Origin of the sequence: Candidatus Accumulibacter aalborgensis, from assembly GCF_900089955.1 — a bacterium.
Taxonomy (GTDB): domain Bacteria; phylum Pseudomonadota; class Gammaproteobacteria; order Burkholderiales; family Rhodocyclaceae; genus Accumulibacter; species Accumulibacter aalborgensis.
This window is the reverse complement of record NZ_FLQX01000145.1, coordinates 1-24,130: the sequence shown is the minus strand read 5'-3', so window position 1 is coordinate 24,130 and position 24,130 is coordinate 1. Positions and strand designations below refer to the sequence as shown.

General features: G+C 62.3%; 18 protein-coding genes and 1 pseudogene. 12 read left to right on the top strand and 7 right to left on the bottom strand.

The window, feature by feature from the left end; all coding sequences use genetic code 11:
• Window positions 1-123: 123 nt before the first annotated feature.
• Genes ACCAA_RS17515 through mnmG form a run of 4 tightly spaced genes read right to left on the bottom strand, consistent with a single transcriptional unit; the run spans window position 124 to window position 4,364 of the window.
• A complete protein-coding gene (locus ACCAA_RS17515; protein WP_186408542.1) occupies window positions 124-963 on the bottom strand; it encodes a ParB/RepB/Spo0J family partition protein in 840 nt (279 codons plus the stop codon).
• A complete protein-coding gene (locus ACCAA_RS17510) occupies window positions 960-1,790 on the bottom strand; it encodes a ParA family protein (protein WP_425394496.1) in 831 nt (276 codons plus the stop codon). The genes ACCAA_RS17515 and ACCAA_RS17510 overlap by 4 nt, the downstream gene beginning before the upstream one ends.
• Before the next feature lie 16 nt (window positions 1,791-1,806).
• The gene (rsmG, locus tag ACCAA_RS17505; protein ID WP_186408541.1) at window positions 1,807-2,451 is read right to left on the bottom strand and encodes a 16S rRNA (guanine(527)-N(7))-methyltransferase RsmG; all 645 of its coding nucleotides are present in this window, start codon (window positions 2,449-2,451) and stop codon (window positions 1,807-1,809) included.
• Window positions 2,448-4,364, bottom strand: coding sequence for a tRNA uridine-5-carboxymethylaminomethyl(34) synthesis enzyme MnmG (gene mnmG / locus ACCAA_RS17500; protein ID WP_186408540.1), 1,917 nt, complete (start codon window positions 4,362-4,364; stop codon window positions 2,448-2,450). The genes rsmG and mnmG overlap by 4 nt, the downstream gene beginning before the upstream one ends.
• Window positions 4,365-4,612: 248 nt before the next feature.
• Between mnmG and ahpC the strand changes: the two genes are divergently transcribed.
• The 5 genes from ahpC (at window position 4,613) to ACCAA_RS17475 (ending at window position 11,195) form a co-directional block, all read left to right on the top strand.
• Window positions 4,613-5,176 carry an alkyl hydroperoxide reductase subunit C gene (gene ahpC / locus ACCAA_RS17495; protein WP_186408539.1) on the top strand — a complete coding sequence of 188 codons (564 nt, stop codon included), beginning with the start codon at window positions 4,613-4,615 and terminating at the stop codon, window positions 5,174-5,176.
• Window positions 5,177-5,252: 76 nt separating this feature from the next.
• Window positions 5,253-6,812: an alkyl hydroperoxide reductase subunit F gene (ahpF, locus tag ACCAA_RS17490; RefSeq protein ID WP_186408538.1), complete on the top strand. Its 1,560-nt coding sequence runs from the start codon at window positions 5,253-5,255 to the stop codon at window positions 6,810-6,812.
• Between the two features lie 88 nt (window positions 6,813-6,900).
• Window positions 6,901-8,619 carry a response regulator gene (locus ACCAA_RS17485; protein ID WP_186408537.1) on the top strand — a complete coding sequence of 573 codons (1,719 nt, stop codon included), beginning with the start codon at window positions 6,901-6,903 and terminating at the stop codon, window positions 8,617-8,619.
• Between the two features lie 137 nt (window positions 8,620-8,756).
• Window positions 8,757-9,674, top strand: coding sequence for an amino acid ABC transporter substrate-binding protein (locus tag ACCAA_RS17480; protein ID WP_186408536.1), 918 nt, complete (start codon window positions 8,757-8,759; stop codon window positions 9,672-9,674).
• 159 nt (window positions 9,675-9,833) lie between these two features.
• Window positions 9,834-11,195 carry a dicarboxylate/amino acid:cation symporter gene (locus ACCAA_RS17475; RefSeq protein WP_186408535.1) on the top strand — a complete coding sequence of 454 codons (1,362 nt, stop codon included), beginning with the start codon at window positions 9,834-9,836 and terminating at the stop codon, window positions 11,193-11,195.
• A gap of 64 nt (window positions 11,196-11,259) precedes the next feature.
• Here the strand turns inward: ACCAA_RS17475 and ACCAA_RS17470 are convergent, their stop codons facing one another.
• Both ACCAA_RS17470 and ACCAA_RS17465 read right to left on the bottom strand, forming a co-directional pair.
• Window positions 11,260-12,033: a sulfite exporter TauE/SafE family protein gene (locus tag ACCAA_RS17470; RefSeq protein WP_186408534.1), complete on the bottom strand. Its 774-nt coding sequence runs from the start codon at window positions 12,031-12,033 to the stop codon at window positions 11,260-11,262.
• Between the two features lie 15 nt (window positions 12,034-12,048).
• On the bottom strand, window positions 12,049-12,810 hold the full coding sequence (locus ACCAA_RS17465) for a methyltransferase domain-containing protein (protein ID WP_186408533.1): 762 nt from the start codon (window positions 12,808-12,810) through the stop codon (window positions 12,049-12,051).
• 420 nt (window positions 12,811-13,230) lie between these two features.
• Between ACCAA_RS17465 and ACCAA_RS17460 the strand changes: the two genes are divergently transcribed.
• The 4 genes from ACCAA_RS17460 (at window position 13,231) to ACCAA_RS17445 (ending at window position 17,524) form a co-directional block, all read left to right on the top strand.
• A complete protein-coding gene (locus ACCAA_RS17460) occupies window positions 13,231-13,464 on the top strand; it encodes a hypothetical protein (protein WP_245754650.1) in 234 nt (77 codons plus the stop codon).
• A gap of 272 nt (window positions 13,465-13,736) precedes the next feature.
• Window positions 13,737-15,203, top strand: coding sequence for a DEAD/DEAH box helicase (locus ACCAA_RS17455; protein ID WP_186408531.1), 1,467 nt, complete (start codon window positions 13,737-13,739; stop codon window positions 15,201-15,203).
• A 55-nt stretch (window positions 15,204-15,258) separates the two neighbouring features.
• Window positions 15,259-15,522 carry an RNA recognition motif domain-containing protein gene (locus ACCAA_RS17450; RefSeq protein ID WP_186408530.1) on the top strand — a complete coding sequence of 88 codons (264 nt, stop codon included), beginning with the start codon at window positions 15,259-15,261 and terminating at the stop codon, window positions 15,520-15,522.
• A 310-nt stretch (window positions 15,523-15,832) separates the two neighbouring features.
• Window positions 15,833-17,524: a PAS domain S-box protein gene (locus tag ACCAA_RS17445; protein ID WP_186408529.1), complete on the top strand. Its 1,692-nt coding sequence runs from the start codon at window positions 15,833-15,835 to the stop codon at window positions 17,522-17,524.
• 227 nt (window positions 17,525-17,751) lie between these two features.
• Here ACCAA_RS17445 and ACCAA_RS17440 read toward each other — a convergent pair whose 3' ends face one another.
• Window positions 17,752-18,129, bottom strand: coding sequence for a type II toxin-antitoxin system VapC family toxin (locus ACCAA_RS17440; protein ID WP_186408528.1), 378 nt, complete (start codon window positions 18,127-18,129; stop codon window positions 17,752-17,754).
• A 215-nt stretch (window positions 18,130-18,344) separates the two neighbouring features.
• Here ACCAA_RS17440 and ACCAA_RS17435 point away from each other — a divergent pair, with 215 nt between their 5' ends.
• The 3 genes and pseudogenes from ACCAA_RS17435 to ACCAA_RS21815 all read left to right on the top strand — a co-directional run.
• Window positions 18,345-22,019: a DUF6531 domain-containing protein gene (locus ACCAA_RS17435; protein ID WP_186408527.1), complete on the top strand. Its 3,675-nt coding sequence runs from the start codon at window positions 18,345-18,347 to the stop codon at window positions 22,017-22,019.
• 18 nt (window positions 22,020-22,037) lie between these two features.
• Window positions 22,038-23,753 (top strand): Ig-like domain-containing protein, encoded by a 1,716-nt coding sequence (locus ACCAA_RS17430; protein WP_186408526.1) that lies wholly within the window; start codon window positions 22,038-22,040, stop codon window positions 23,751-23,753.
• Window positions 23,754-23,768: 15 nt separating this feature from the next.
• A pseudogene (locus ACCAA_RS21815) lies at window positions 23,769-24,130 on the top strand (hypothetical protein); the annotation flags it as partial.

The following is a 24,130-nucleotide window of genomic DNA, read 5'->3' as shown; positions in this document are numbered from 1 at the left end:
GCAGGATACCAGACTCGTATGGAGGAATCAAACCGCACGTGCAAAAAAGTTCAATTTCCTCGGTAAAACCTGGCTTGCAGCCGGCATTAGCGACCTCAGGAGCGGCTCCTATGGTGCGCCGCATCAATGACGCAGGCGCTGCAGAATGCCTTCGAGCTGATCGAGGTTGCCAAACTCGATGAGCACCTTGCCAGCCCCCCTCTTGTTGGCCCGAATCGCCACCTGCGCTCCGAGCAGATCAGCCAGTTCGTCCTGGAGACGCAACACGTCGCGATCCGGCTTGCCGGGCGTAGGTTCTCTTGGCGGTCGCAGCGCGTACTGCACTAAACGCTCGGTCTCCCGGACCGACAGCCCCTTGTGCACGACCCGCTGAGCCAACTGGACCTGCAGCGCACCCGTCAACGGGAGCAGCGCCCGTGCGTGGCCCATGTCGATCTCGCCGCACATCAGCAGTTCCTGTGCCGGCGGGGCCAGTTGCAGCAGACGCAGCAAATTGGATGCCGCCGGGCGCGATCGCCCGACGGCATCCGCCGCCTGCTGATGGGTCATCGAGAACTCGTCGATCAAGCGCTGCAGACCGAGTGCTTCCTCCAGCGGGTTAAGATCCTCGCGCTGAATATTCTCGATCAGTGCCATGGCCAGCGCGGCCTCGTCGGGAATCTCCCGGATCAGCGTGGACACTTCGCTCAGGCCGGCCATCTGCGCCGCTCGCCAGCGGCGTTCGCCGGCGATGATTTCGTAACGGTCGTCGCTGACCGGGCGGACCAGGATCGGCTGCATCAGTCCCTGCACCCTGATCGACGCCGCCAGTTCTTCGAGCGAAGCTGCGTCCATCCGTGTGCGCGGTTGATACTTGCCGGGCTGGAGGTGGCTGACTGGCAGCGTCCGTTGCTGCTCCGTGTTCTGTGCGTCATTCCCGGCCAGCAAGGCGTCGAGGCCACGCCCCAGTCCCTTGAGCTTCATGGCCCCACTCCCGGTGCCACGGCGCTCGCTGCCGTCCCCTGGTGGTCGCTGCGCCGGTCCAGGATCTCCTGCGCCAGGACAAGATAGGCCTGTGCGCCCTTGGAACTGCGGTCGAAAGCGATCACCGGTTTGCCGTAAGACGGCGCCTCGGCCAGGCGGACGTTGCGCGGGATGATGGTGCGGTACACCTTGGTCCCGAAGTGGCTCTCAAGTTCGCGCGAAACCTGTTGGGTCAGCGTCGAACGTGGATCGAACATGGTGCGCAGCAGCCCTTCGATCTCGAGGACGGGATTCAGGCTGGCACGCACTTTCTTCAGGGTCGCGACGAGGTCAGTCAGGCCTTCCAGCGCGTAGTACTCGCATTGCATCGGAATCATGACCGCATTGGCGGCCACCAGTCCGTTGACGGTCAACAGGTTGAGCGCCGGCGGGCAGTCCATCAGAATGAAATCATAGTCGTCGCCGATGCCGCCGAGAGCCTCACGCAGCCGGTACTCGCGCTGTTCCATGTTGATCAGATCGATTTCGGCACCCGCCAGTTCGCGATTTGCCGGCAGCAGGTCGAAGCCGAACTCGGTCTTCACACGCGTATCAGCGATCGTCGAACGGCCAATCAGAATCTGGTACACCGTCGGCAAGGCGACCCGCTTGACGACCCCACAGCCGGTGGTCGCGTTGCCCTGGGGGTCGAGGTCGATCAGCAGAACACGCTGACCGAGTTCGGCAAGACACGCCGAGAGATTGACGGCAGTCGTCGTCTTGCCGACGCCGCCCTTCTGGTTGGTTACGGCCAGGATTCTTGCCCGATTTCTTGCCAAATTCTTCACCAAATCAACTTTCCCCTCAAAGTCCAGAACAGCAACTGCTCATCACGACCAGATGGCGCTCGCCCGCGACGCCCGGCACGTCCAGACGGTGTACCCCATCGACCCGCACATCATCCGGCAGACGGGCGATCTCGTCTTGCGGCCGGATGCCCTTCATGGCCAGCCAGTGGCCATCCGTTTGCAGCAGGTGAGACGAGAGTTTCACCAGATCGGCCAGGTCGGAAAAAGCGCGCGCGGTGATTGCATCGAACCTCGTTGCAGGCTGATAGGCTTCGACCCGACCGCAGTGTACGGCAATATTCGTCAGACGCAGCTCGATTACCACCTGGCGCAGGAAAGCGGTCTTTTTGGAACTGCTGTCGAGCAGGACGACGCGCATTTCGGGACGAGCGATAGCCAGGGGAATCCCCGGCATGCCGCCGCCGCTGCCCACGTCGAGCAGTGTCGCGGCCGCGAAGGACGGCAAGAAGGGCAGCACGGCCAATGAATCGAGCAGGTGATGACTGACCGCCAGCGAAGGATCGTGCACAGCAGTCAGGCGATAGGTCTTGTTCCACTTGTCGAGTAGAGCGGCGTAGTCAAGCAGCCGCTGGCGGGCGGCCGCCGGCAAGCCCGTGCCCAGGGCCAGCAGTCCCTGCTCGAGCTGCGTCTGAAGACTCATTGGCCGGCGACATGCCGCCGCGAGGCGTCCGGTTCGCGTCGCTTGAGGTGAACCAGCATGATCGAAATCGCCGCCGGGGTCACCCCCTGAATGCGCGACGCCTGGCCAAGGGTCTGCGGCCGATGCTGGGCAAGCTTCTGTTGCACTTCCTTCGACAGGCCACTGATATGGCTGAAGTCGAACTCATCGGGGAAGCGCGTTTCCTCATTGGCCAGGCTCTTCGCTACCTCGTCCTGTTGCCGTTCGATGTAGCCTTGATACTTGGCCTGGATTTCGACCTGCTCGATAACCTGTGCATCACGCAGGCCGGCATCGACGGACGCGTCACCCATGCGCAAGGTCATCAAGGCCGGGTAGCCGACATCCGGCCGGCGCAGCAGATCGTGCAGAGTGTATTCATGTTCGAGCGGCTTGCCGAGAATTCTGGTCGCCTCCTCAGCGGTGACTTTTCGCGGATCGACCCAGGTCGACTTCAGTCGCTCCTGTTCACCGGCAATCGCCGTCCTCTTGTCGCAGAAAGCCTGCCAGCGCGTGTCGCCAACCAGACCCAGCCGGCGACCGTGTTCAGTCAGCCGCAGGTCGGCGTTGTCTTCACGCAGCGACAGGCGATACTCGGCGCGGCTGGTGAACATGCGGTAGGGCTCCGAAACGCCGCGCGTGATCAGATCGTCGACCAGCACGCCGAGGTAGGCTTCGTCGCGGCGCGGCGTCCACGGTTCTCTGCCCTGCGCCAGCAGCGCCGCGTTGGCACCGGCCAGCAAGCCCTGCGCCGCGGCTTCCTCGTAGCCCGTGGTGCCGTTGATCTGGCCGGCAAAGAACAGTCCGCCAATCGCTCTGGTTTCGAGTGAAGCCTTGAGCGCGCGCGGATCGAAGTAGTCGTACTCGATCGCGTAGCCGGGGCGAAGGATGTGGCAGTTCTCGAGGCCGCGGATCGAGCGGACGATGGCCAACTGCACATCGAACGGCAGGCTGGTCGAAATCCCGTTCGGGTAAATTTCGTGGGTCGCCAGGCCCTCCGGTTCGAGAAAGACCTGGTGGCTGTCCTTGGCGGCAAAGCGATGGATCTTGTCTTCGATCGACGGGCAGTAGCGCGGTCCGACGCCTTCGATCACCCCGGTGTACATCGGCGAGCGATCGAGATTGGCGCGGATGATGTCGTGCGTTTGCGCGTTGGTGCTGGTGATCCAGCACGGCAACTGCCGTGGATGTTGTGCCGCATCGCCGAGAAACGAGAAGACCGGCAAGGGGTCATCCGAGCGCTGTTCGACCATCAGCGAGAAGTCGATGGTTTTGCCATCGAGTCGCGGTGGTGTGCCGGTCTTCAGCCGTCCGGCCGGCAATTGCAACTCGCGCAGCCTGGCCGCCAGCGACAGCGCCGGCGGGTCCCCCATGCGACCGCCGGTGGTATTTGACAAGCCGACGTGGATCAGGCCATTGAGAAACGTTCCCGTAGTCAACACCACGGTGCGCGCGGCAAAGCGCACGCCGAGCTGGGTCACCACGCCGACGACGCGATCCCCTTCGACGATCAGGTCGTCACACGCCTGCGCGAAAATCGTCAGCTTCTGCTGGTCCTCGAGGCGGCGGCGAATCGCCTGCCGGTAGAGCACGCGGTCGGCCTGCGCACGCGTTGCGCGTACCGCCGGACCCTTGCTCGCATTGAGAATCCGGAACTGGATCCCCGCCTCGTCGGTGGCCGCAGCCATGGCGCCACCCAAAGCGTCGATCTCCTTGACCAGGTGACCTTTGCCTATGCCGCCGATGGACGGATTGCAGCTCATCGCACCCAGCGTTTCGAGGTTGTGCGTGAGCAGCAGAGTCTTGCCTCCCATACGCGCGGCGGCAAGCGCAGCCTCGGTGCCGGCATGGCCGCCACCGACGACGATGACGTCGAAGCGGTCAGGGAAAAGCATGGGGTAGCGGAATTTCGCGCACGGCAGGAGGACCGAAAAGTGCGGAATTCTACGCCAGTTCCATGAAAGATAACAGGTTTCGTTCAGCCGGCTGAGCCGGCGTCAGCCCTTCGTGGAAAATGACCTCCGCGGGCGAATAGCGCGCGACTATGATTTGAATTATCAGAATCAATTGGAACAATCCTGGCGACTCCCCTACGATTCGCGCGTCGTATCCTTTATCCACCGAACTCGAAGGAGAGCTCAAGATGTCCTTGATCAACACTGAAATCAAACCCTTCACGGCCACCGCGTTTCACAACGGCAAGTTTGGTCCCGTATCCGACGCCGACCTGAAGGGCAAATGGTCCGTTGTCGTCTTCTACCCGGCCGACTTCACTTTCGTCTGCCCGACCGAACTCGGTGACCTGGCCGACGAGTATGCATCGTTCCAGAAGGTCGGAGTCGAAGTCTACGCGGTATCCACCGACACGCATTTCACGCACAAGGCGTGGCACGATGCTTCCGACACCATCAAGAAGATCCAGTATCCGATGATCGGCGACCCGACCGGCAAGATCACCCGCAACTTCGACGTGATGATCGAGGAAGAAGGTCTGGCTCTGCGCGGTACCTTCGTCATCAACCCTGAAGGCGTGATCAAGGTCTGCGAGATCCACGACCTCGGCATCGGCCGTGACGCCAAGGAACTGCTGCGCAAGGTGCAGGCCGCACAGTACGTCGCCAGCCACCCGGGTGAAGTCTGCCCGGCCAAGTGGACGCCGGGTGACGCCACTCTGTCGCCGTCGCTCGACCTGGTGGGCAAGATCTAGGTCCGGGAACGACGGTCGATCACGCTGCCGAGAGAGCCCTCCCGGCAGCGCGGTTCTTCGACAAGAAAGAATGTACATGCTAGACGCAAGTATCAAGGCCCAGCTCAAGGCCTACCTGGAGAAAATACAGTTCCCGATCGAACTGGTCACCTCGCTCGACACCAGCGACCGGGCGCGTGAGATGCTGGCTCTGGCCGAAGACATTGCCGCCCTGTCCGACAAGGTCAGTGTCCGCCAGGATGGTGATGCGCCGCGCAAGCCATCGTTTGCTGTCGGCCGCCCTGGTGAAACGGCACGGATCAGCTTTGCGGGCATCCCGATGGGGCACGAATTCACCTCGCTGATCCTTGCCCTGCTGCAGGTCGGTGGCCACCCACCGAAGGCCGAAGCCAGTACCGTCGAGGGGATTCGCGCCATCCCGGGCCGGTTTCGCTTCGAAACCTTTATTTCCCTGTCCTGCCACAACTGTCCAGACGTCGTCCAGGCACTCAACCTGATGGCCGTGCTGAACCCCGGCATCAGTCACCAGATGATCGATGGTGCACTCTTCCAGGACGAAGTGAGCGCGCGCCAGATCATGGGCGTACCGACGATCTTTCTGAACGGCGAACACTTCGGCCAGGGCCGCATGCTGCTCGAGGAGATCGTTGGCCAGATCGATACCGGCGCCTTGCAGCGTGAAGCGGACAAACTTTCGGCCCGCGAACCTTTCGACGTACTGATCGTCGGTGGCGGGCCAGCCGGTGCTGCAGCAGCGATCTACGCGGTGCGCAAGGGAATTCGCACCGGTCTGGTCGGCGAGCGCTTCGGTGGCCAGGTCCTCGACACGCTGGCGATCGAGAACTTCATTTCGGTCAGTCAGACCGACGGCCCGACGCTCGCCGCCGGACTTGAAAAGCATGTCCGGGAGTACGACGTTGACGTCATGGACCTGCAGCGTGCCGAGGCGCTGCTGCCCGGAACCTATGGCGGTCTTGCCGAAGTCCGCCTGGCCAGCGGTGCCAAGCTCAGGAGCAAGGCGGTGATCATTGCCACCGGGGCGCGCTGGCGGGAGATAAACGTTCCCGGCGAGAAAGAGTATCGCGGCCACGGGGTTGCCTATTGTCCGCATTGTGATGGGCCTCTGTTCAAGGGCAAGCGGGTGGCCGTCATTGGCGGTGGCAACTCCGGCGTCGAGGCGGCGATCGACCTGGCCGGCGTCGTTGCTCATGTCACCCTGCTGGAATTCGACCCCACCCTGCGTGCCGACGCCATCCTGCAGAAGAAGCTCTTCAGCCTGAACAACGTCAAGGTCATCACCAGTGCGCTGACCACCGAGGTGACCGGTGACGGCAAGAAGGTGAGCGGCCTCGTCTACACCGATCGGGCCAGCGGCGAGGTACAGCGAATCGCTCTCGAAGGGGTCTTCGTGCAGATCGGCCTGCTGCCGAACAGCGACTGGCTCAAGGGGACGATCGCCTTGTCGCGGCACGGCGAGATCGAAGTCGACGCTCGCGGGGAGACCTCGCTGCCCGGCGTCTTTGCCGCCGGCGACGTGACCACGGTGCCCTACAAGCAAATCGTCATCGCCATGGGAGAAGGCTCCAAGGCTGCGCTGAGCGCGTTCGATTACCTGATTCGCAGTTCAGTCGCCTGACCTTCGCTTGCTTCACGAGAGCTGATCGCTGGCGTGCCTCGGCGATCAGGCTCTTGATCGGCAACGATCCGTCGGGTAAGGTTTGACGATGAAGACGTCCGACACCACCGATGACCTGCGTCAGAAGCTCACCCATGAACTGGCACGCAAGCGAGCGCTGTTGATTGATCGCCACCCTAACGCTCGCAATTCGCTGCGCATCATGCTTACTGCGCTGGGCGTGACTGACGTGCATCACGCTGGCCGCTCGGTCGAGGTGCTCCGGCAGGTCAAGGCTCATCACTTCGACATGATCCTTGCCGATTACCAGCTCGAAGACGGACGAGACAGCCAGCAGTTGCTCGAAGAGTTACGCCAGAATCATCTGGTGGCCTTGAGCACGGTATTCATCATCATTACCAGCGAGCGTGCCTATCACAATGTGGTCTCGATCGCTGAACTGGCGCCTGACGACTATCTGATCAAGCCTTTTACGGCTGACGAACTGCACGGCCGGCTGATCCGCGCACTGTACAAGAAGCATTTCTTCGCCCAGCTCTACGAGCAACTCGACAACGGCGCCTTTACTGAAGCACTGTCTACCTGCGAACGCCTGCTTGGCCAGGAGAGCGCCTTCCTGTTTGACGCGCTGCGCCTCAAAGGCGGGATACTCAATGCTCTTGGGCGCTACGCGGAGGCGACGAGGGTGTACCAGAAGGTGCTCGAGCAGCGCGTCGTGCCATGGGCTCGCATGGGCCTGGCCATGGCGCTGCGTGGTCAGCACCAACTGGCAGAAGCAGAGGATGTCGGGCAATCCATCGTCACCGAGTTCCCCGAGTTCACCGCTGCCTACGATTTCCTCGCGGAAGTGCAGCAAGACCTCGGCAAACCCGTTGAAGCGCAGGAAGTCCTCCAACGGGCGGCGGCCATCTCGCCCAACAACTCGACGAGACAACGTTTGGTTGGCGACGTGGCGGCGCGCAACAACGATCTTGCGACGGCCGAAAAGGCTTACGGCAATGTACTCCGGCGTCGCCGCGGTTCATCGCTGAAGAACCTTGACGACTATTCCAACCTCACCAGGGTGATGCTCGATCGCGGTCATGCCGAGAGTGCCCGGCAAGTGACCGACGAACTTCGCCGTGAGTGGCGCGGCAACAGGCAAGGGGAGTTGGCGGCGTTGATCATGGACAGCTTGTGTGCCGCGAAGGAAGGCGACGCGGTCAAAGCCAGGCATGCAGTCGAAAAAGCAATCCTCCTGCACGAGGCATTGAAGGCGGAAGGCGCGACGACGCGGGTGTCCCAGAAAATGACTGTTGACCTGGCGCAGGCCTGCCTGGCGACCGGCAACGAGGCGACCGCGCAAGAGATCGTCCGTCAGGTTGCCGCAGAAAACCATGAAGATCGCGCCATGATCGCCCAGGTTCAGAGAATCTACAGCAAAGCCGGGAAGGCAGAGAAGGGCCAGGAACTTCTTGCCCAGGTCGGCCGCGAAATCGTTGAACTGAATAATCGAGGGGTGCTGGCGGCTCGCAGCGGCGATCTCCAGGGCTCAGTGCAGTTGCTCGTCGAGGCTGCAGAACGCGTGCCGAATCTGCAGTTTCTGGTCAATGCCACCAAGGCTATTTTCACCCTGCTCGAACTCAAGGGGTGGGACGCGACGCTGGCCAAACGCGGCCTTCGTTATCTGGCGCTCGCGCAGACCAAGGACATGCGCAACCCCAAGGTGATCTCGGCACGCGAAACCTATCAGCGGGTCGCACGTAAGTACGGTGTACCGATCGTACCCCTTGGCCCGTCTCGGAGCCCGGAGAGTGGTCCTGGTTAACACGCCCGATACGCAGGCGGCACGAAGATTCTGGTTGTCACTAGGCGTTCAGCATGCGAGACTCTCGTGCGACCAAGGTTTGGCGGGGTGGGTGATCCGGCCAAGATGACTTTTTATTCCCTCCAGGAGGAATTGAAATGCGGAAAAACGGGTTTCTGGTCGCCCTGGCATGTTTCATGCTCATGTCTTTGGCGGCCGACGGCATGGCGCAAGACATGAAACAAATGTTCCCGACACAGTTCGCGGGTACGTTGAAAGCGATCAAGGACAGTGGGGTGATCCACCTCGGGCATCGCGAAAACTCGCCGCCGTTCGCTTTCCTGGATGCCAAAGGCAAGCCCGTTGGCTACGCGCTCGACCTGTGCACCGCGGTTGTCGAGGAAATTGCCGCTGAACTCGAAAAGGACATCCGCGTTGAATACCGGCCGGTGACGCCCGAGAACCGCATCGACATGGTGACTTCCGGGGCCATCGATCTGGAGTGCGGTTCAACGACCAACACCTTCGAAAGGCGCAAGCGAGTTGCCTTTTCGCCGACCATTTTCGTCACCGGCATCAAGTTGCTTGTCCGCCAGTCCAGCAAGGTCAGGTCCTTGCGCGATCTGCAGGGCAAGACGGTCGTCGTCACGCGCGGCACCGTGCACGCCGAATGGATGCCGAAGCTCGCCGCACGGCAGAATCTGGCGATCAACTTCGTCACCGGGGCCGATCACGACGAGTCCTTCGCCATGCTGGCATCGGGCAAGGCCGATGCCTTTGCCAACGACGATGTCCAGCTCTACGGCATGGTTGCTGAAACCAGGACCAGCAAGCAATATCGTGTGGTCGGCGAATTTCTGACCTACGCCGATTACGCGCTCATGTTCCGTCGCGACGACCCGCAGTTCGCCGAAGTCGTCGAGCGCGCTTTCGCCAAACTCTCGGGCAGCCGGACGATCGGCGCGATCTACGACAAATGGTTCGTCAAGCCGCTGCCGTCGGGTGTTCGCCTCAACATGCCGATGAGTCCGCACATGGAGGAGTTGTTCAAAGTGCAGGGATTGCAGGGCGATTGACGGGGCACGAGGCAGGCACAGCTTTTTTGGCACGGGCGGCAGCGACCCGTGCCAAGGTGGTTGCCGGAGGTCGCATCGGTTAGTACGAAAGTCGCGCGAGCGACTCACGAGACCCCGCGCAGCGGGGCATGGCAGCAAGATACCCAGGAGGATTAAATCATGGTACAGACGGCATCAACTCGGCCCGGTCACAAGAAGTTCTATCGCTCGCTCTATTTTCAGGTCATCACCGCGATCATCATCGGGATTCTTCTCGGTTACTTCTATCCCGATGTGGGTGCCCAGATGAAACCGCTAGGCGATGGTTTCATCAAGCTCATCAAGATGATCATCGCGCCGATCATCTTCTGCACGGTGGTCGTCGGTATTGCGGGCATGGAAGACATGAAGTCGGTCGGCAAGACGGGCGGCCTGGCGATGCTGTACTTCGAGGTGATCAGCACCCTGTCGCTGATCATCGGGCTGACGATCGTCAATCTCGTCCAGCCCGGTGTCGGCATGAACGTCGACCCCGATACGCTGGATACCAAGGCGATTGTCGCCTACACGGGTCCAGGCAAGATGAAGAGCACCACCGACTTCCTGCTGGATATCATTCCCCACAGCGTCGTTGATGCTTTCGCCAAGGGCGAGATTCTCCAGGTTCTACTGTTCGCCGTGTTCTTCGGCTTTGCCCTGCACGCCGTCGGCGAGAAGGGGAAACTGGTCTTCAATGTGGTCGACAAGGTTTCCCATGTCCTCTTCCAGATCGTCGGCTACATCATGAAGGTGGCGCCAATCGGCGCTTTCGGAGCGATGGCCTTTACCATCGGCAAGTATGGTCTCGGCACGCTGTTCTCGCTCGGCAAGCTGATGGCCTGTTTTTACGCCACCTGTCTGCTGTTCATCTTCGTCGTCCTGGGCAGCGTCGCCAAGTTCCACGGTTTCAGCATCTGGAAGTTCATCAAATATATCAAGGAGGAGTTGTTCATCGTCCTGGGCACGTCGTCGTCCGAGTCGGTCCTGCCGCGGATGATGGCCAAGATGGAAAACCTCGGTGTGCACAAGTCGGTCGCCGGGCTGGTGATTCCGACGGGCTACTCGTTCAATCTCGACGGCACCTCGATCTACCTGACCATGGCGGCCGTTTTTATCGCCCAGGCGACCAACACGCCACTCGATCTGACGCAGCAACTGACGCTCATCGGCGTCCTGCTGCTCACCTCCAAGGGGGCCGCAGGGGTCACCGGCAGCGGCTTCATCGTCCTCGCCGCCACCCTCTCCGCGGTCGGTAACGTGCCGGTCGCCGGTCTGGCTCTGATTCTCGGCATCGACCGTTTCATGTCCGAAGCGCGCGCCCTGACCAACCTGATCGGCAACGGTGTTGCCACCGTGGTGGTCGGCAAGTGGTGCAAACAGCTCGACGAAACCAAGATGCAGCAGTGCCTAAACCGGGAAACCGATGACGAAGCCGAGGAGCCCGAAGCCGTCATGGTCGAGGAGGAAGAAAGGGTCGCAGCGGCAGGCGCCACTCACAGGTAAGGCCGCACTGGCCGCAGGGCGAGGCTGGCGGCGCGGTGTCGGACCGCCCGCTGGCCTCCTGATCCTAAACGAAGGTGTCGTGTGCGAACTTGAGGATGAAGACGCCGACCACGCACAGGAACGCCTTGCGGACGAAGCCGCTGCCGTGGCGCAGCGCCAGATGCGTGCCGAGCAGCGAACCGAGCACGTTGCAGCCGGCCATCAGCACCGCCAGCAGCGGCAGGAGGTGTCCGTGGGGGATGAAGAAGCCGAGCGCGGCGAGATTGGTGGCCACATTGACCACCTTCGACGCGGCCGAGGCGTGCAGGAAGTCAAAGCCGAAAAACCGGATGAAGAGAAAGATCAGGAAGCTGCCGGTTCCAGGACCGAAGAAGCCATCGTAGAAACCGATCGCGCCGCCGAGAACGAGCGCGTAGACGAATTCCCGGCGGCCTGTGTGCTGTGGCTGATGCAGGGCGCCGAAATCGCGGTGGCCGAAGGTATAGGCCGCAGCAACGATCAACAGGAGCAGGATCAGCGGACGCAACATGGCCGGCGGCAACCAGGCGACGGCCATGGCGCCGACATAGGAGCAGGCAAACGCGGCGACGGCGGCGGGCAGCGTCGTCCGCCACGGCATGCGGACGCGACGCGCGTAGCCCCAGGCCGCATTGGCCGTACCGAAGATGCTCGCGAACTTGTTGGTGCCGAACAGCGTTGCCGGGATTTCTGTCGGCAGCGCGTTGAACAGGGCGGGGATCTGGATTAGACCACCGCCGCCGACGACGGCATCGATGAAGCCGGCAAACAGCGCCGCAATGGCCAGACCGACCAGCAGTGAGTCATCGAGGCCGGGCATCAATCGTCATCACGCTCAGCGCTGGAGCACGAAGAATAGGCGCTTGAACGGGAAAAGTGTGCTCCCATCGGCGCTGCGCGGATAGGCGGCCTGCAGCCGCGCGCGATAGGCGGCCAGAAAGTGTTTGGCCGACTTGGCATTGAGGCGAGCAAGGTAGGGCAGCAGCGTCGTTCCCTTCATCCACTCGATGACCGCATCGTCGCCGCCGAGCGCCTGCCAATAGGTCGTCTGCCAAATCTCCAGATGGCGGCAATGCGCGGTCAACAGCGCATGGTATTCGGCTGCCGACAAGACGCCGCCGACAGGAACCCCGTCGAAAACGGCTTCCCAGCCAGGATCGTCAGCCAGCTCGCGCAGGATCAGGTGCGACGGCGCGGAGAAGTTGTCCGGCATCTGCACTGCCAGCACGCCACCCACCGCCAGTTGCTCGATCAGACTCGGCAACAGATGCGGGTGGTCGCCGAGCCAGTGCAGCGCGGCATTCGAAAAAATCAGATCGGGCGGTACCGCTGCCTGCCAGGCGGCAACATCGGCGCACTGCCAGTCGATCGTCGATACGCTGCCGGCAGCCTTTTCGAGCATCGCCGGATCGCTGTCGATGCCGGTGATCTGCGCCTCTGGCCACTGTTCAGCCAGCAGCCGCGTGATGTTGCCGGCACCGCAGCCGAGATCGACGATGCGCGTCGCCGACCGGCTGCCCAGCCGCGCCAGAAGGTCGAGCGCCGGCCGCTGACGGGCGTCAACGAATTTGAGGTATTGCTCGGGGTCCCAGTTCATCCGCGATTACCTTTCTCTATGAGGTACCAAGCGCATCGACCGCCAGCGATGCGCCTCCCTTCGGTCAGCACATCCTTCTGCCGCGCCCATCTCAACCGCGAGCGCGCTCGCCGAGCGACTCCTCGATGAAAAATGTCGATCAGCGGGCGGTAAATCGGCGGCCACGACTTGAAGCCTCATTCTAATGCCTGTCGGGGTATCCTACGCTCACGTCCGCGTGCGGGGTCGGGGACGCCGAGCGGCACGACAGGTGTCGATAATGGCATAATCGGCAATAGGACATCGCTTCGATCGGGATCGGCGAGGATTTCGTCGATGCGACGCACCGTTCGCTCGCCGCGTGCGCCGTGCTGATCGTCATGATCGGGCCGCGCTTCCTGCGACCATTCGCGACACGATCGAAACTTTATGGAGCACATCATGAACGCCGACTGGGTTCTCGCGACACTGACCGATGCACTCGAAGCGCTCGAAGCCGCGATCGAAGAAAGCGAGGCCGATCCGGACGCGATCGACGATCTGTTGCCGATGGCGATTCCGGCGGTCTACGCCAAACTCAACTACGCGTGGAACAGCCGCGAGCTCGGTGCCCAGGCGATCGACCTTGTCGACCACGACGAGCTGATCGCTTTCCCGAAAGACCTGCCTTTCTGATTGGCGACCCGGGCTCGTCGCCATGAAAGTCGCGCGCGCGTCCGCGTCGCGTTGCTCAGTGGACAAGGCTTTTTCCGCTTGTGCTCGCCGAAAGCGTGTATAGTCCGCCCCGGAGCCAAGCCGCGTTTCATCCGGTCGGCAGCTTGCTCCTCTCGCGGTTGTTCCCCCCGGCGCGTCTCTTTTCGCCCCGCAGCCCCCATCCCAAAAGTTGTTCCCGCCTGAACCGGCTCTGATGGCGTCATGCCGCAGCAGGTCGTTCACAGGAGATTCATTTGTCCCATTCGTTTGCCCTTCTCGGCCTGTCGGCCGAGCTTACCCGCGCTGTCGACGATCAAGGCTACAGTGAGCCTACGCCCGTCCAGGCGCAGGCCATTCCCGTCATCCTCGAAGGACGCGACGTACTCGCCGGTGCGCAGACCGGCACCGGCAAGACTGCTGGTTTCACGCTGCCGTTGCTGCAACGCCTGGCCACCCGTGCGGCCCCGGCCGGCGCACCGACGCACCGGCCGCCGGTGCGGGCGCTGATCCTCACTCCGACACGCGAACTCGCGGCGCAGATCGAGGAGAGCGTGCGTACCTACGGCAAGTATCTGCCGCTCAAGTCGACGCTGATCTACGGTGGCGTCAATATCAACCCGCAGATCGAAGCGCTGCGTCGCGGCGTCGATATTCTGGTGGCGACTCCCGGCCGTCTGCTCGATCACCTGCAGCAGAAGACGGTCAGCCTGGCACAGGTCGAGATCCTGGTCCTCGACGAAGCGGATCGCATGCTCGACATGGGCTTCATCCGCGACATCCGCCGCATTCTTGCGCTGCTCCCGGCGAAGCGCCAGAACCTCCTGTTCTCGGCGACTTTCTCGAACGAGATCCGCAAGCTCGCCGACGGCCTGCTGCATGCGCCGGCGATGGTCGAAGTCGCACGCCGCAACGCCGAGTCCGAACTCGTTGCCCAGCGCGTCCATCCGGTCGACAGTTGGCGCAAGCGCGAACTGCTGACCCACCTCGTGGCGTCGGGTGACTGGCGGCAGGTGCTGGTGTTCACGCGCATGAAGAGCGGCGCCAACCGGCTGGCTGAGCAGTTGTGCAAGGCCGGCATCGAGGCGACCGCAATCCACGGCAACAAGAGCCAGCCGGCGCGTACGCGCGCGCTGGCCGGCTTCAAGGCGGGTACGGTGCGCGTTCTGGTGGCCACCGACATCGCCGCGCGCGGTCTGGACATCGAGGAGTTGCCGCACGTGGTCAACTTCGAGTTGCCGCACGTTCCCGAGGATTACGTCCATCGCATCGGTCGCACCGGCCGCGCGGGCAGCACCGGCGAAGCGATCTCGCTGGTTTCTGCCGAGGAGAGGCCGCTCCTGGCCGACATCGAGAAGCTCCTCACGCGGCGCATCGACAGCCAGATCGTTCCCGGATTCGAACCCGGCCAGCCGGTGCCGCCCGAGGTCGCTGCGGCGGCCGCTGCCGCTGCTCGCGGGGCACACGATGGCCGTGGCGGCCGCGGCGGTGGTGGCCATGGTAGCCATGGCGGTCACGGCAAGGACGGTCGCGCTCGCACGCCAGGCACGGCGTCGGCGTCAGCGCGTCCGAGCGTGCATGCCCCGGCTCCGGCGCGCGCCAATCCGGCGCACACCAGTTCGGCACCGCTGCCGAATGGACCGCGGGCGCCGCAACGTGGCCGGACGGACGCCAGCACGCCATTGCCGGCGCTCTTTCGCAGCCCGGCCAGGCGCGGCGGTTGAGCACGAACGCAGCATGTCGCATTCTTCGAAAATAAACTGTGATCAGGAGCCGGCTATGAATATCTTCGTGGGCAATCTCGCACCCGAAACGACTGAAGTACAACTGACCGATCTCTTCAAGGCCTTCGGCCAGGTGAAATCGGTGCAGGTGATGCGCGAGATGTTCAGCGGCGCGTCGAAGGGCTTCGGCTTCGTCGAAATGCCGGGCAAGGCGCATTCGCTGAGCGCGATCGCCGCCCTTGACGGCAAGGACCTCAACGGCAAGCCGCTACGGGTCAATGAAGCGATGGCGCGCGGCAGCGGCATGCGCCACCGCTAGGCGCACCACTGCTTGCCTGGTGCAAGGCCAGGCAAGCGCCCTGCTTTACTGCAGGTCGTTGCCAGCGGGATGACTTCGCGATCTCCTTCCCTGCAGGAGGCAAGGTCCGGATGACAAGCACCGCCTTGATGGACGAGGCTGAGCAGATGTACGCGAGTGCCACCACGGAAAGGGCAAGCGAAGGTATCAAGGCCAAACCAAACGAAAGAGGTGCGCAGTGAACCCGTCGGAAAAGAGAACTGCAGCACCGGCGCTGCGTTCGGATGCTGAGACTATCGTCGGCGACAGCGGATGTGCCGCGTACGAGACGATGTCGCCCGAAGTCATGTGGCATACGCTGCACGAGTTGCGCGCGCATCAGATCGAACTGGAGATGCAGAACGAGGAACTGCGCCAGGCGCAGGTGGAGATGGAAGCTTCGAAAGAGCGCTATTTCGACCTCTACCACCTGGCGCCGGTAGGCTATTTGACCATGAGCAAGGTGGGAGTTGTCCTGGACGCCAATCTCACCGCAGGCACTCTGCTGGGGCTCGCCCGAGGGGGGTTGGTCAAGCAATCGATTTACCGTTTTATCGTCAAGGACGACCACGTCGTCTACCATCTCCACCGCAAACGGCTCGTCGAGACTGGCGACCCGTTGGCCTGCGAACTGCGAATGGTCAGGCAGGGCGGAACGACTTTCTGGGCACGCATGGAAGCGAGCACCGTGCGCGACGAAAGTGGCGATAGCGCTTTTCGCGTCGTGATCAGTGACATTACCGAGCGCAAGCACGCTGGAGCCCGTCTGCAACTGGCGGCTTGCGTGTTCTCTCATGCCCGGGAAGGAATCATGGTTACCGCTGCCGACGGCACGATCGTCGAGGTCAATCGAGCCTTCACCCGGATCACTGGCTACAGCCGTGACGAAGCCTTGGGCCGCAACTCTCGATTTCTCGCTTCCGACCGTCAGAACCAGGCCTTCTACGCGGCCGCGTGGCGTGCTCTGATCAAGGATGGTTACTGGTCCGGCGAAGTCTGGAACCGGCGCAAGGACGGCGAGGTGTATGCCGAGATGCAGACCGTCAGCGCGGTACCCGATGTGCAAGGCACTATCCAGCAACTCGTGACCTTGTTCTCCGATATCACCGCGATCAAGAGGGCGGAAGAGGCTCTGGCCGCGAGCGAAGAATTGCGCCGACTCTTTATCGAGTACGCACCCGCTGGCCTGGCGATGTTCGACTGCAATATGCGGTATTTGTACACCAGTAACCACTGGTTTGCTGACCACGGTCTCGACAAGTGTGACCTGTATGGCTTGTCCCACTACGACGTTTTCCCGGAGATCCCCGAACAATGGAAGGAGTTTCATCGCCGAGGGCTGGCGGGCGAGGTATTGCGATCGGAAGGGGACCACTTCGAAAGGCTTGACGGTTCCGTGAAGTGGGTGCGGTGGGAGATACGCCCCTGGTACAACGGACAGCAATCCATCGGCGGGATCATCATCTTCACCGAAGATATCACGGCCAACAAGAAAGCCGAGGGCGCGCTGCGCGAGAGCGAAGAGCGCTTGTCCTTGCTGCTGCGCGGCACCCAGGACGGGTTCTGGGACTGGAATCTGCTGCGCAATGAAGTCTACTATTCGCCGCGCTGGTGGAACATGATCGGCTATGCAGATGGCGAACTCGACGCCGACCCTGATCTGTGGCGGAGTTTGATGCATCCCGACGATCTGGACCGCGTCAACTCGGTTTTCACCACTGAACTGGCTGGCGCGAGGGACAGCTTTGAGGTGGAATTCCGTTTGCTGCACAAGGACGGTCATTATCTGAATATCATTTCGTGCGGGAACATCCTGCGCGACGAAGAGGGTAAGGCGAAACGCGTTTCCGGCTCCAACCGGATAGCGCTGCACGCAGGCGTCCTGGAAACGCCTTGCGAGAGCGACAAGAAATCCAACGCTGGCAACGACAGTCAATGTTCGGGCGCTTCCGGGGGCGAATCCGAGCTTGACCACGCCGGATAGAGAAAGGATGAGGTTACGACACTCCTGTGCTCAAGCGGAGTGCCCCGCTATGTCACGGGCAATTCGTTCCATGGAACCTCGGCTGCCGTCATTCAAGCCTATCGATCGCTGCATTTCACGCGGGTCTTTCGCAACCAGTGCGGCTCCATGGGCCTGATTGCCCATGACCAGTTCCTCGGCTAATGGGTGCGTTCGCGTGTTGACCCGAAAAGAGGCTCTGAACAAGCTCAGGTTATCAGAGTCATTCCGCAACCCTTGACGGTGCAACGATCAAAGGTCATCGTCGTGCCGCACCCGGCTGCCGCCGCCGATCGCTCGATCAGGCAGTCGGCGAGGTCTGCGTTGGCGCGCTGAAAGATGCGCAGTGCCTTCCAGACGGTTTCCGCCCGCTCAACCACGATCTCCTTCGTGCGCAACAGCCCTTCGAAAGCCTCGAGGAGCTGGCTTCGATCAAGGTCGTAGGCTGAGGACAGGACCCAGCCGAGTTCAACGACAGAGACCAGCGACACGAACCCTGGCGAATCCACCGAGAGCGACTCGACGAGCCGAGTGGACAGCAATGACTGTTCAGCATCGTCCTGCATGATGTAGCGCACAAGAACCATTGGACAAGGCTGAGGTTGACCACGCGGAATAGAGAAACCTATACTTTCAACGCTCCCGTGGGATTGGCTATCCTACTTTGGATTTCCCATCCTTCGGTGCCAATGAGTTTCCTGTTCTCCGTCGAATGCGGCGGGGTGGTGATCCGGGGTGTCGAGGAAGGATTTGTGCCGGGATTCCGGGATTCCGGGATTCCGGCATTCGAAGGGAGAGGGTCATGGGAGACCGCGTGGGCATGGTGCGGCCGCTGTGTGCCGCCGCTCGGTTGGCGTTCTTCGCCGCATCGGCATTGCCGCAGCTTGCTGAGGCTGCCAGTTGCACGGTCGGTGCCGGAGTCAGCACGATCGGCAACGAGTACTTTGCTACTGCCGCGTACCCGGACGGCAGCTATGAGTACCAGGTTACGACACTCCTGTGCTCGGGCGGAGTGCCCCGCTATCTCACGGGCAATTCGTTCTATGGAACCTCGGCTGCCGTCATTCAGGCCTATCGATCGCTGCATTTCACGCGGGTCTTTCGCAACCAGTGCGGCTCCATGGGCCTGATAGCCCATGACCAGTTCCTCGGCACCCTCAATGACGGCGTCGCCACGGTCAACCTGGCCCTGTCGGACCACCCGCTTAACGCGACCTACAGCGACGAATTCGTCAAAGGAATCGCTCCCGGCGAGGGCTTTCCCATCAGTTGCGGCTGCTCCGGCGGCCTGGCCAGGCTTGCAGGTTCCGCCGTCTGTACGCCACCGCTGCCGGTCAAGACGCCCGACCTGTGCCTCGCCAACCCGGTCCTTCCCGGCCAAGGCTGCAAGGTCCAGTGGGAAACCGACTACACCTTCGGCGGCGCATCGCCGCTGACCTTCAAGCGCTACTACCACAGTCAGAGCCCCTATCATGGCCAGAGCGCCGCCCAACGCACGCTGGGCAACCGCTGGCGGCACAATCACGACGTCCTGCTCAACCCTGCTGCAGCCGCCAACCTCGTCCTCATGCTCCGCGACGACGGCCGGATTCTGCATTTCCATCCCAAGTCCGGCAGCCCCACGGACTGGGTCAGCGACGCCGACATCGTCGGACAACTGCAAAGAACCGCAACCGGCTGGACCTGGCGGGACGCCGACGACGCCGTCGAGACCTTCGATGCCGCTGGCCGGCGCCTCACTCGCGTCGAGAAGGGCGGACTCTCCCTCGGCTACAGCTACCTGCCGAGCTCCGACAAACTGTCCGCCATTCAAGACAACTTCGGCCGCAGCCTCAGCCTGACCTACAACGCCCAGGGGCTTCTCGGCGAAGTCACCACCCCCGCCGGTGACAAAGTCGGCTATACCTACGACGGCAACGGCAACCTCACCACCGTCACCACCCTCGACACCCACACGCGCAGCTACAGCTACACCAGCGTCACCGTCGATGGCCACGTCGAACCCGCGTTGCTCACCGGCCTCAGTGACGAAAACGCCGCTCCCTACGCCGCCTGGACCTATGACGCCAGCGCGCTGGCCGCGAGCAGCGAACACGCAGGCGGTGTCGATCGCTACGCCTTCACCTACCAGAAAGACGCCGCCGGCAAGATCACCGGCAGCAGCGTCAGAAACCCCCTCAAGGCGGTCACCCAATACACCTTCCAGAACCTCCTTGGCGCCAACCGCGTGTCGACCATCAGCCAGCCGCTCGTTCCCGGTCTCACCCGCAGCCTCAACTACGACGCCAACGGCAACGTCGCCAGCCGCACCGACTTCAACGGCCGGCTCACCACCTGGACCTACGACCTGACTCGCAACCTCGAAACTCAACGCGTCGAAGCCTCCGGAACAGCCGAACAACGCACCCTCCGCAGCGAATGGCATGCCAGCTACCGCCTGCCCTTGCGCCTCAGTGAGCCGCTCAAGCGGACCACCTTCACCTACGACACCGCCGGCAACCTCCTCAGCCGCAGCGAACAGGCGACCACCGACGCCAACGGCACCCTCGGCTTCGCTGCCCCCGCGCTCGGCAGCCCGCGCACCTGGACCTTGACCTATAACGCCCTCGGCCAGGTACTGACCGCCGATGGCCCACGTTCCGACGTGGCCGACGTGACCACCTATAGCTATTACGACGCCGCCGACCCCGACCCCGGCAAACGCGGCAACCTCGCCACGGTCACCAACGCGCTGGGCCACCGCAGCGAAATCACCGCCTACGATTTGAACGGCCGACCGCTCACCCTGATCGACGCGAACGGACTCGTCACCACCTTCACCTACGACCTGCGCGGCCGCCTCACCGGTCAGACCGTCGGCGACGAACACACCGCCTACACCTACGACCCCGCCGGCCAGCTCACCGGCGTCACGCTTCCCGACCACAGCCGCCTTGCCTACACCTACGACAACGCGCATCGCCTCAGCCGCATCCAGGACGCCCTCGGCAATACCCTCACCCTCACCCTCGACGCCGCCGGCAACCGCGTTCGGGAAGAACTTCGCGACCCCGCCAACCTGCTCAGCCAGACCGGGAACCGCGTCTTCGACGCGCTGAGCCGCCTGACTCGCGAACTCGGATCGCTGAACCAGATCCAGGCCGACTTCACCTACGACCCGCAAGGCAACCTCACCGCCATCACCACCCCGCTGGGCGCCGGCACCCGCACCACCACCCAGGCCTTCGACGCCTTGAACCGGCTCATCCGCAGCGTCGACCCCAATGGCGGGCAAACCCGCTATGCCTATAACGGACAAGATCGTCTCATCCAGGTCACCGACCCGAGAAGCCTCGTCACGAGCTATACTCTCGACGGCCTGGGCAACACGCCCCAACTGAACTCGCCCGACAGCGGCAGCAGCAGCCGGACCTTCGACGCCGCCGGCAACCCGCTCACCGAGACCAATGCCCGAGGGCAAACACGCAGCCGCCAGTACGACGCGCTCAATCGGCTGACACGGGTCAGCGACGTCGACGGCAGTGAGATCTACTTCTGGGACCAGGGCGCCAACGGCCTCGGCCGGCTGACGCGAATCGAACAACGCGACGCCGCCAACGCCCTCGTTACCGCCATCGACCGCCAATACGACCTGCACGGACGACTGACGCAGGAAACCTATACCCTCGCCAGCGTGCCCACCGTCACCCAATACCGCTACACCCACGGGCGCCTTGTCGGCCTCACTTACCCGAGCGGCAAACAGATCGACTACACCCTCGACGCCCAAGGGAGAATCAGCGAAGTCAGGCTCACCGTCGCCGGTCAGGTCAAGACACTCGCCACCGGCATCGCCTACCACCCCTTCGGCAGCATCCGGCAGCTCACCAACGGTGCCGGGCAGGTCCTCACCTGGGATCAGGACGCCGACGGCCGGCCGGCGAGCTACACCCTCGGCAACGAGACCTGGCAGATCGCCTACGACACCGCCTCGCGCATCACCAGTCAAAGCAACCTCAGTGTGCCCACGCAGACCGCGAGCTACGGCTACGACCCCCTCGACCGGCTGACCCAGGCCGTCCTGCCCACCGTCAGCCACGGCTACGCCTACGACCCCACCGGCAACCGCCTGACCCAGACCAGCGGCGCCGCCAGCCGCAGCTACACCCTCAGCCCGACCAGCAACCGCCTGTCGGCCATCGCCGGCAGCAACGCCAGGGCCTACACCCATGACGCCAACGGCAGCATCACCAGCGACGGCGCCGGCCAGACCTTCTCGTACGACGCCCGCGGCCGCCTGACCGGCGTCACGGTCGCTGGCCTCAGCACCACCTATCGCCTCGACCCTTTCGGCCAGCGCATCCGCAAGACCGGAACCGAAGACACCCGCTACCACTACGACCAGGAAGGCCGACTGATCAGCGAAAGTGCGCCCGACGGCACGCGCGCCAAAGACTATATCTGGGTCGGCGACCAGCCGCTGGCGGTCATACAATAGGGCAGGGGGAGAACGATCATGCCAGTCCGCCAAAGCCTGCGCCGCCTCGCGACCTTCCTGCTGCTCGCCCTGTTCGGCGAAAGCCGCCTCATGAGAGCGTGCCTGTGCCTTTGCAGCCTCGTCCTCGCCAGTCAGGTCTGGGCCACCCCTTGCGACGTCGACGGTGACGGCGACATCGACCTCGACGACCTCACGCTGATCCAGCAAGCGATCCTCGCCCGCACCCCGGTCAGCGGTCCCGGCGACCCGCGCGATGCCGACAGTAACGGCGTCATCAATTCCATCGACGGCCGCCTGTGCGCCCTGCGCTGCACGCGCCCCAAGTGTGCGACGACCCACACCCCGCCGACGGTCAGCCTCACCGCGCCGGCGGCCGGCGCGATGTATACGCTGCCGGCGACGGTCACCGTGACGGCCACGGTGAGCGGAGTCGATGTCAATACGCCGATCAGCCGGGTGGACTTCTACCAAGGCAATACTCTGATCGGCGGCGCCACGGCCAGTCCTTACACGATCATCTGGACACCCACGATTGCCGGCAGCTACAGTCTCACCGCCAAAGCTACCGACAGCGCCGGCGGAGTGACGACGAGCGCGGCGCGCAGCATCACGGTGCAAGCGGCGAATCAACTGCCGAGCGTCAGCCTGAGCAGCCCGATCGCCGACCAGAGCTTCACTGCACCGGCGAACGTGCCGCTCACCGCCACGGCGAGCGACGCCGACGGCACCTTGGCCAAGGTCGAGTTCTTCCAGGGAGCGACGCTGATCGGCAGTGCGACGACGCCTCCGTACAGCGTCGTCTGGAGCAACGTTCCCGTCGGCAGCTACAGCCTGACGGCGAAGGCCACCGACAACCTCGGCGGAACCCGGACCAGTGCGGCGGTACCGATCACCGTGTCCCCCGCCGGACCGACGATCCTCTATCTGCACGGCGATCACCTCGGCACGCCGAGGGTGGCGACCAACGAAAGCAACGTCGTCGTTTGGCGCAACCTGCCGACCACCGAGCCCTTTGGCATGGCGTTGCCGGAAGAGGACCCGGATGGCGATGGGAAGGCGACGGTGATCAACCTGCGCTTCCCGGGGCAATACTTCGATCGGGAAACGATGTTGCACTACAGCTACTTGCGGGACTACGATCCGGACACGGGTAGGTATGTGCAGAGTGATCCTATCGGGTTAGTGGCTGGAATTAATACGTATGATTATGTAGGAGGGAATCCACTTTCGCTAATTGATTCAAGAGGCCTATGGGGGGAGCGCGCGCACGAAAAAATTATCGACAAAGCCTTTTTAGGTTACGACGCCTCAATCATTAAGTTGATTAAGGAAGGCAGTGCCGATGTTGACGCGGCAATCAACCAGATACCAGGCGTAGGCAATTCCTACGAACACGCAATGCGTGATCCGGGACAATCGATTGCCGATGTGCGTCAAAAGATGTGCAGATTTGTCAGGAGAAACATGGACCTATATCTCAAATACAAAAAACTCGGAAACAATTGGCTGGCTTATCACTATCTGGGCCGAGCGTTGCATCCGATCATGGACTCGACGTCTCCGGCACACAGAGGATTTCAGGTGTGGCATCCGATCGATGACGGGGCGAAGCACGGAAATGAGCACGGTTCTATTGAGGGGCTTAATGCGCTCAGTCCAGAACTATTGTTCGAAACTATCAACTTGATAAACGCAGTTCTTTCATCACCTGAGTCCTGCCCGTGTGGATCCTAGTAGGAAAGGTTCATTATGGAACATGTTATAAATCATAAGTCCAGAATTGCCTTACTGCCCGTAGTGTGGATTGCTGGCGCTAGTGGCGTCGGACTATTAACCGGGCTCGCAAGCCCACATGGCATGGCTGCATACATATACACGGCGTTTGTTCTTGGCTTCACTGGCGGTGCTCTCAGTCTTGTTTGGGAAGTTTGCCAAGGGAAGAGAAAGCGCCTCAGCGCTGGTTTGCCATGGATAGGTCTTATATCCGGGTTGCTGGCATTTCCCATTTCGACGCTATTATCGGAGCGCTTGATTTATTTTCCTCACGATCTTTATCAGTTCATTCTGATAGCTTTCTTGACCGTTGTTGGCTCGGCCTTGGACTGGATAAT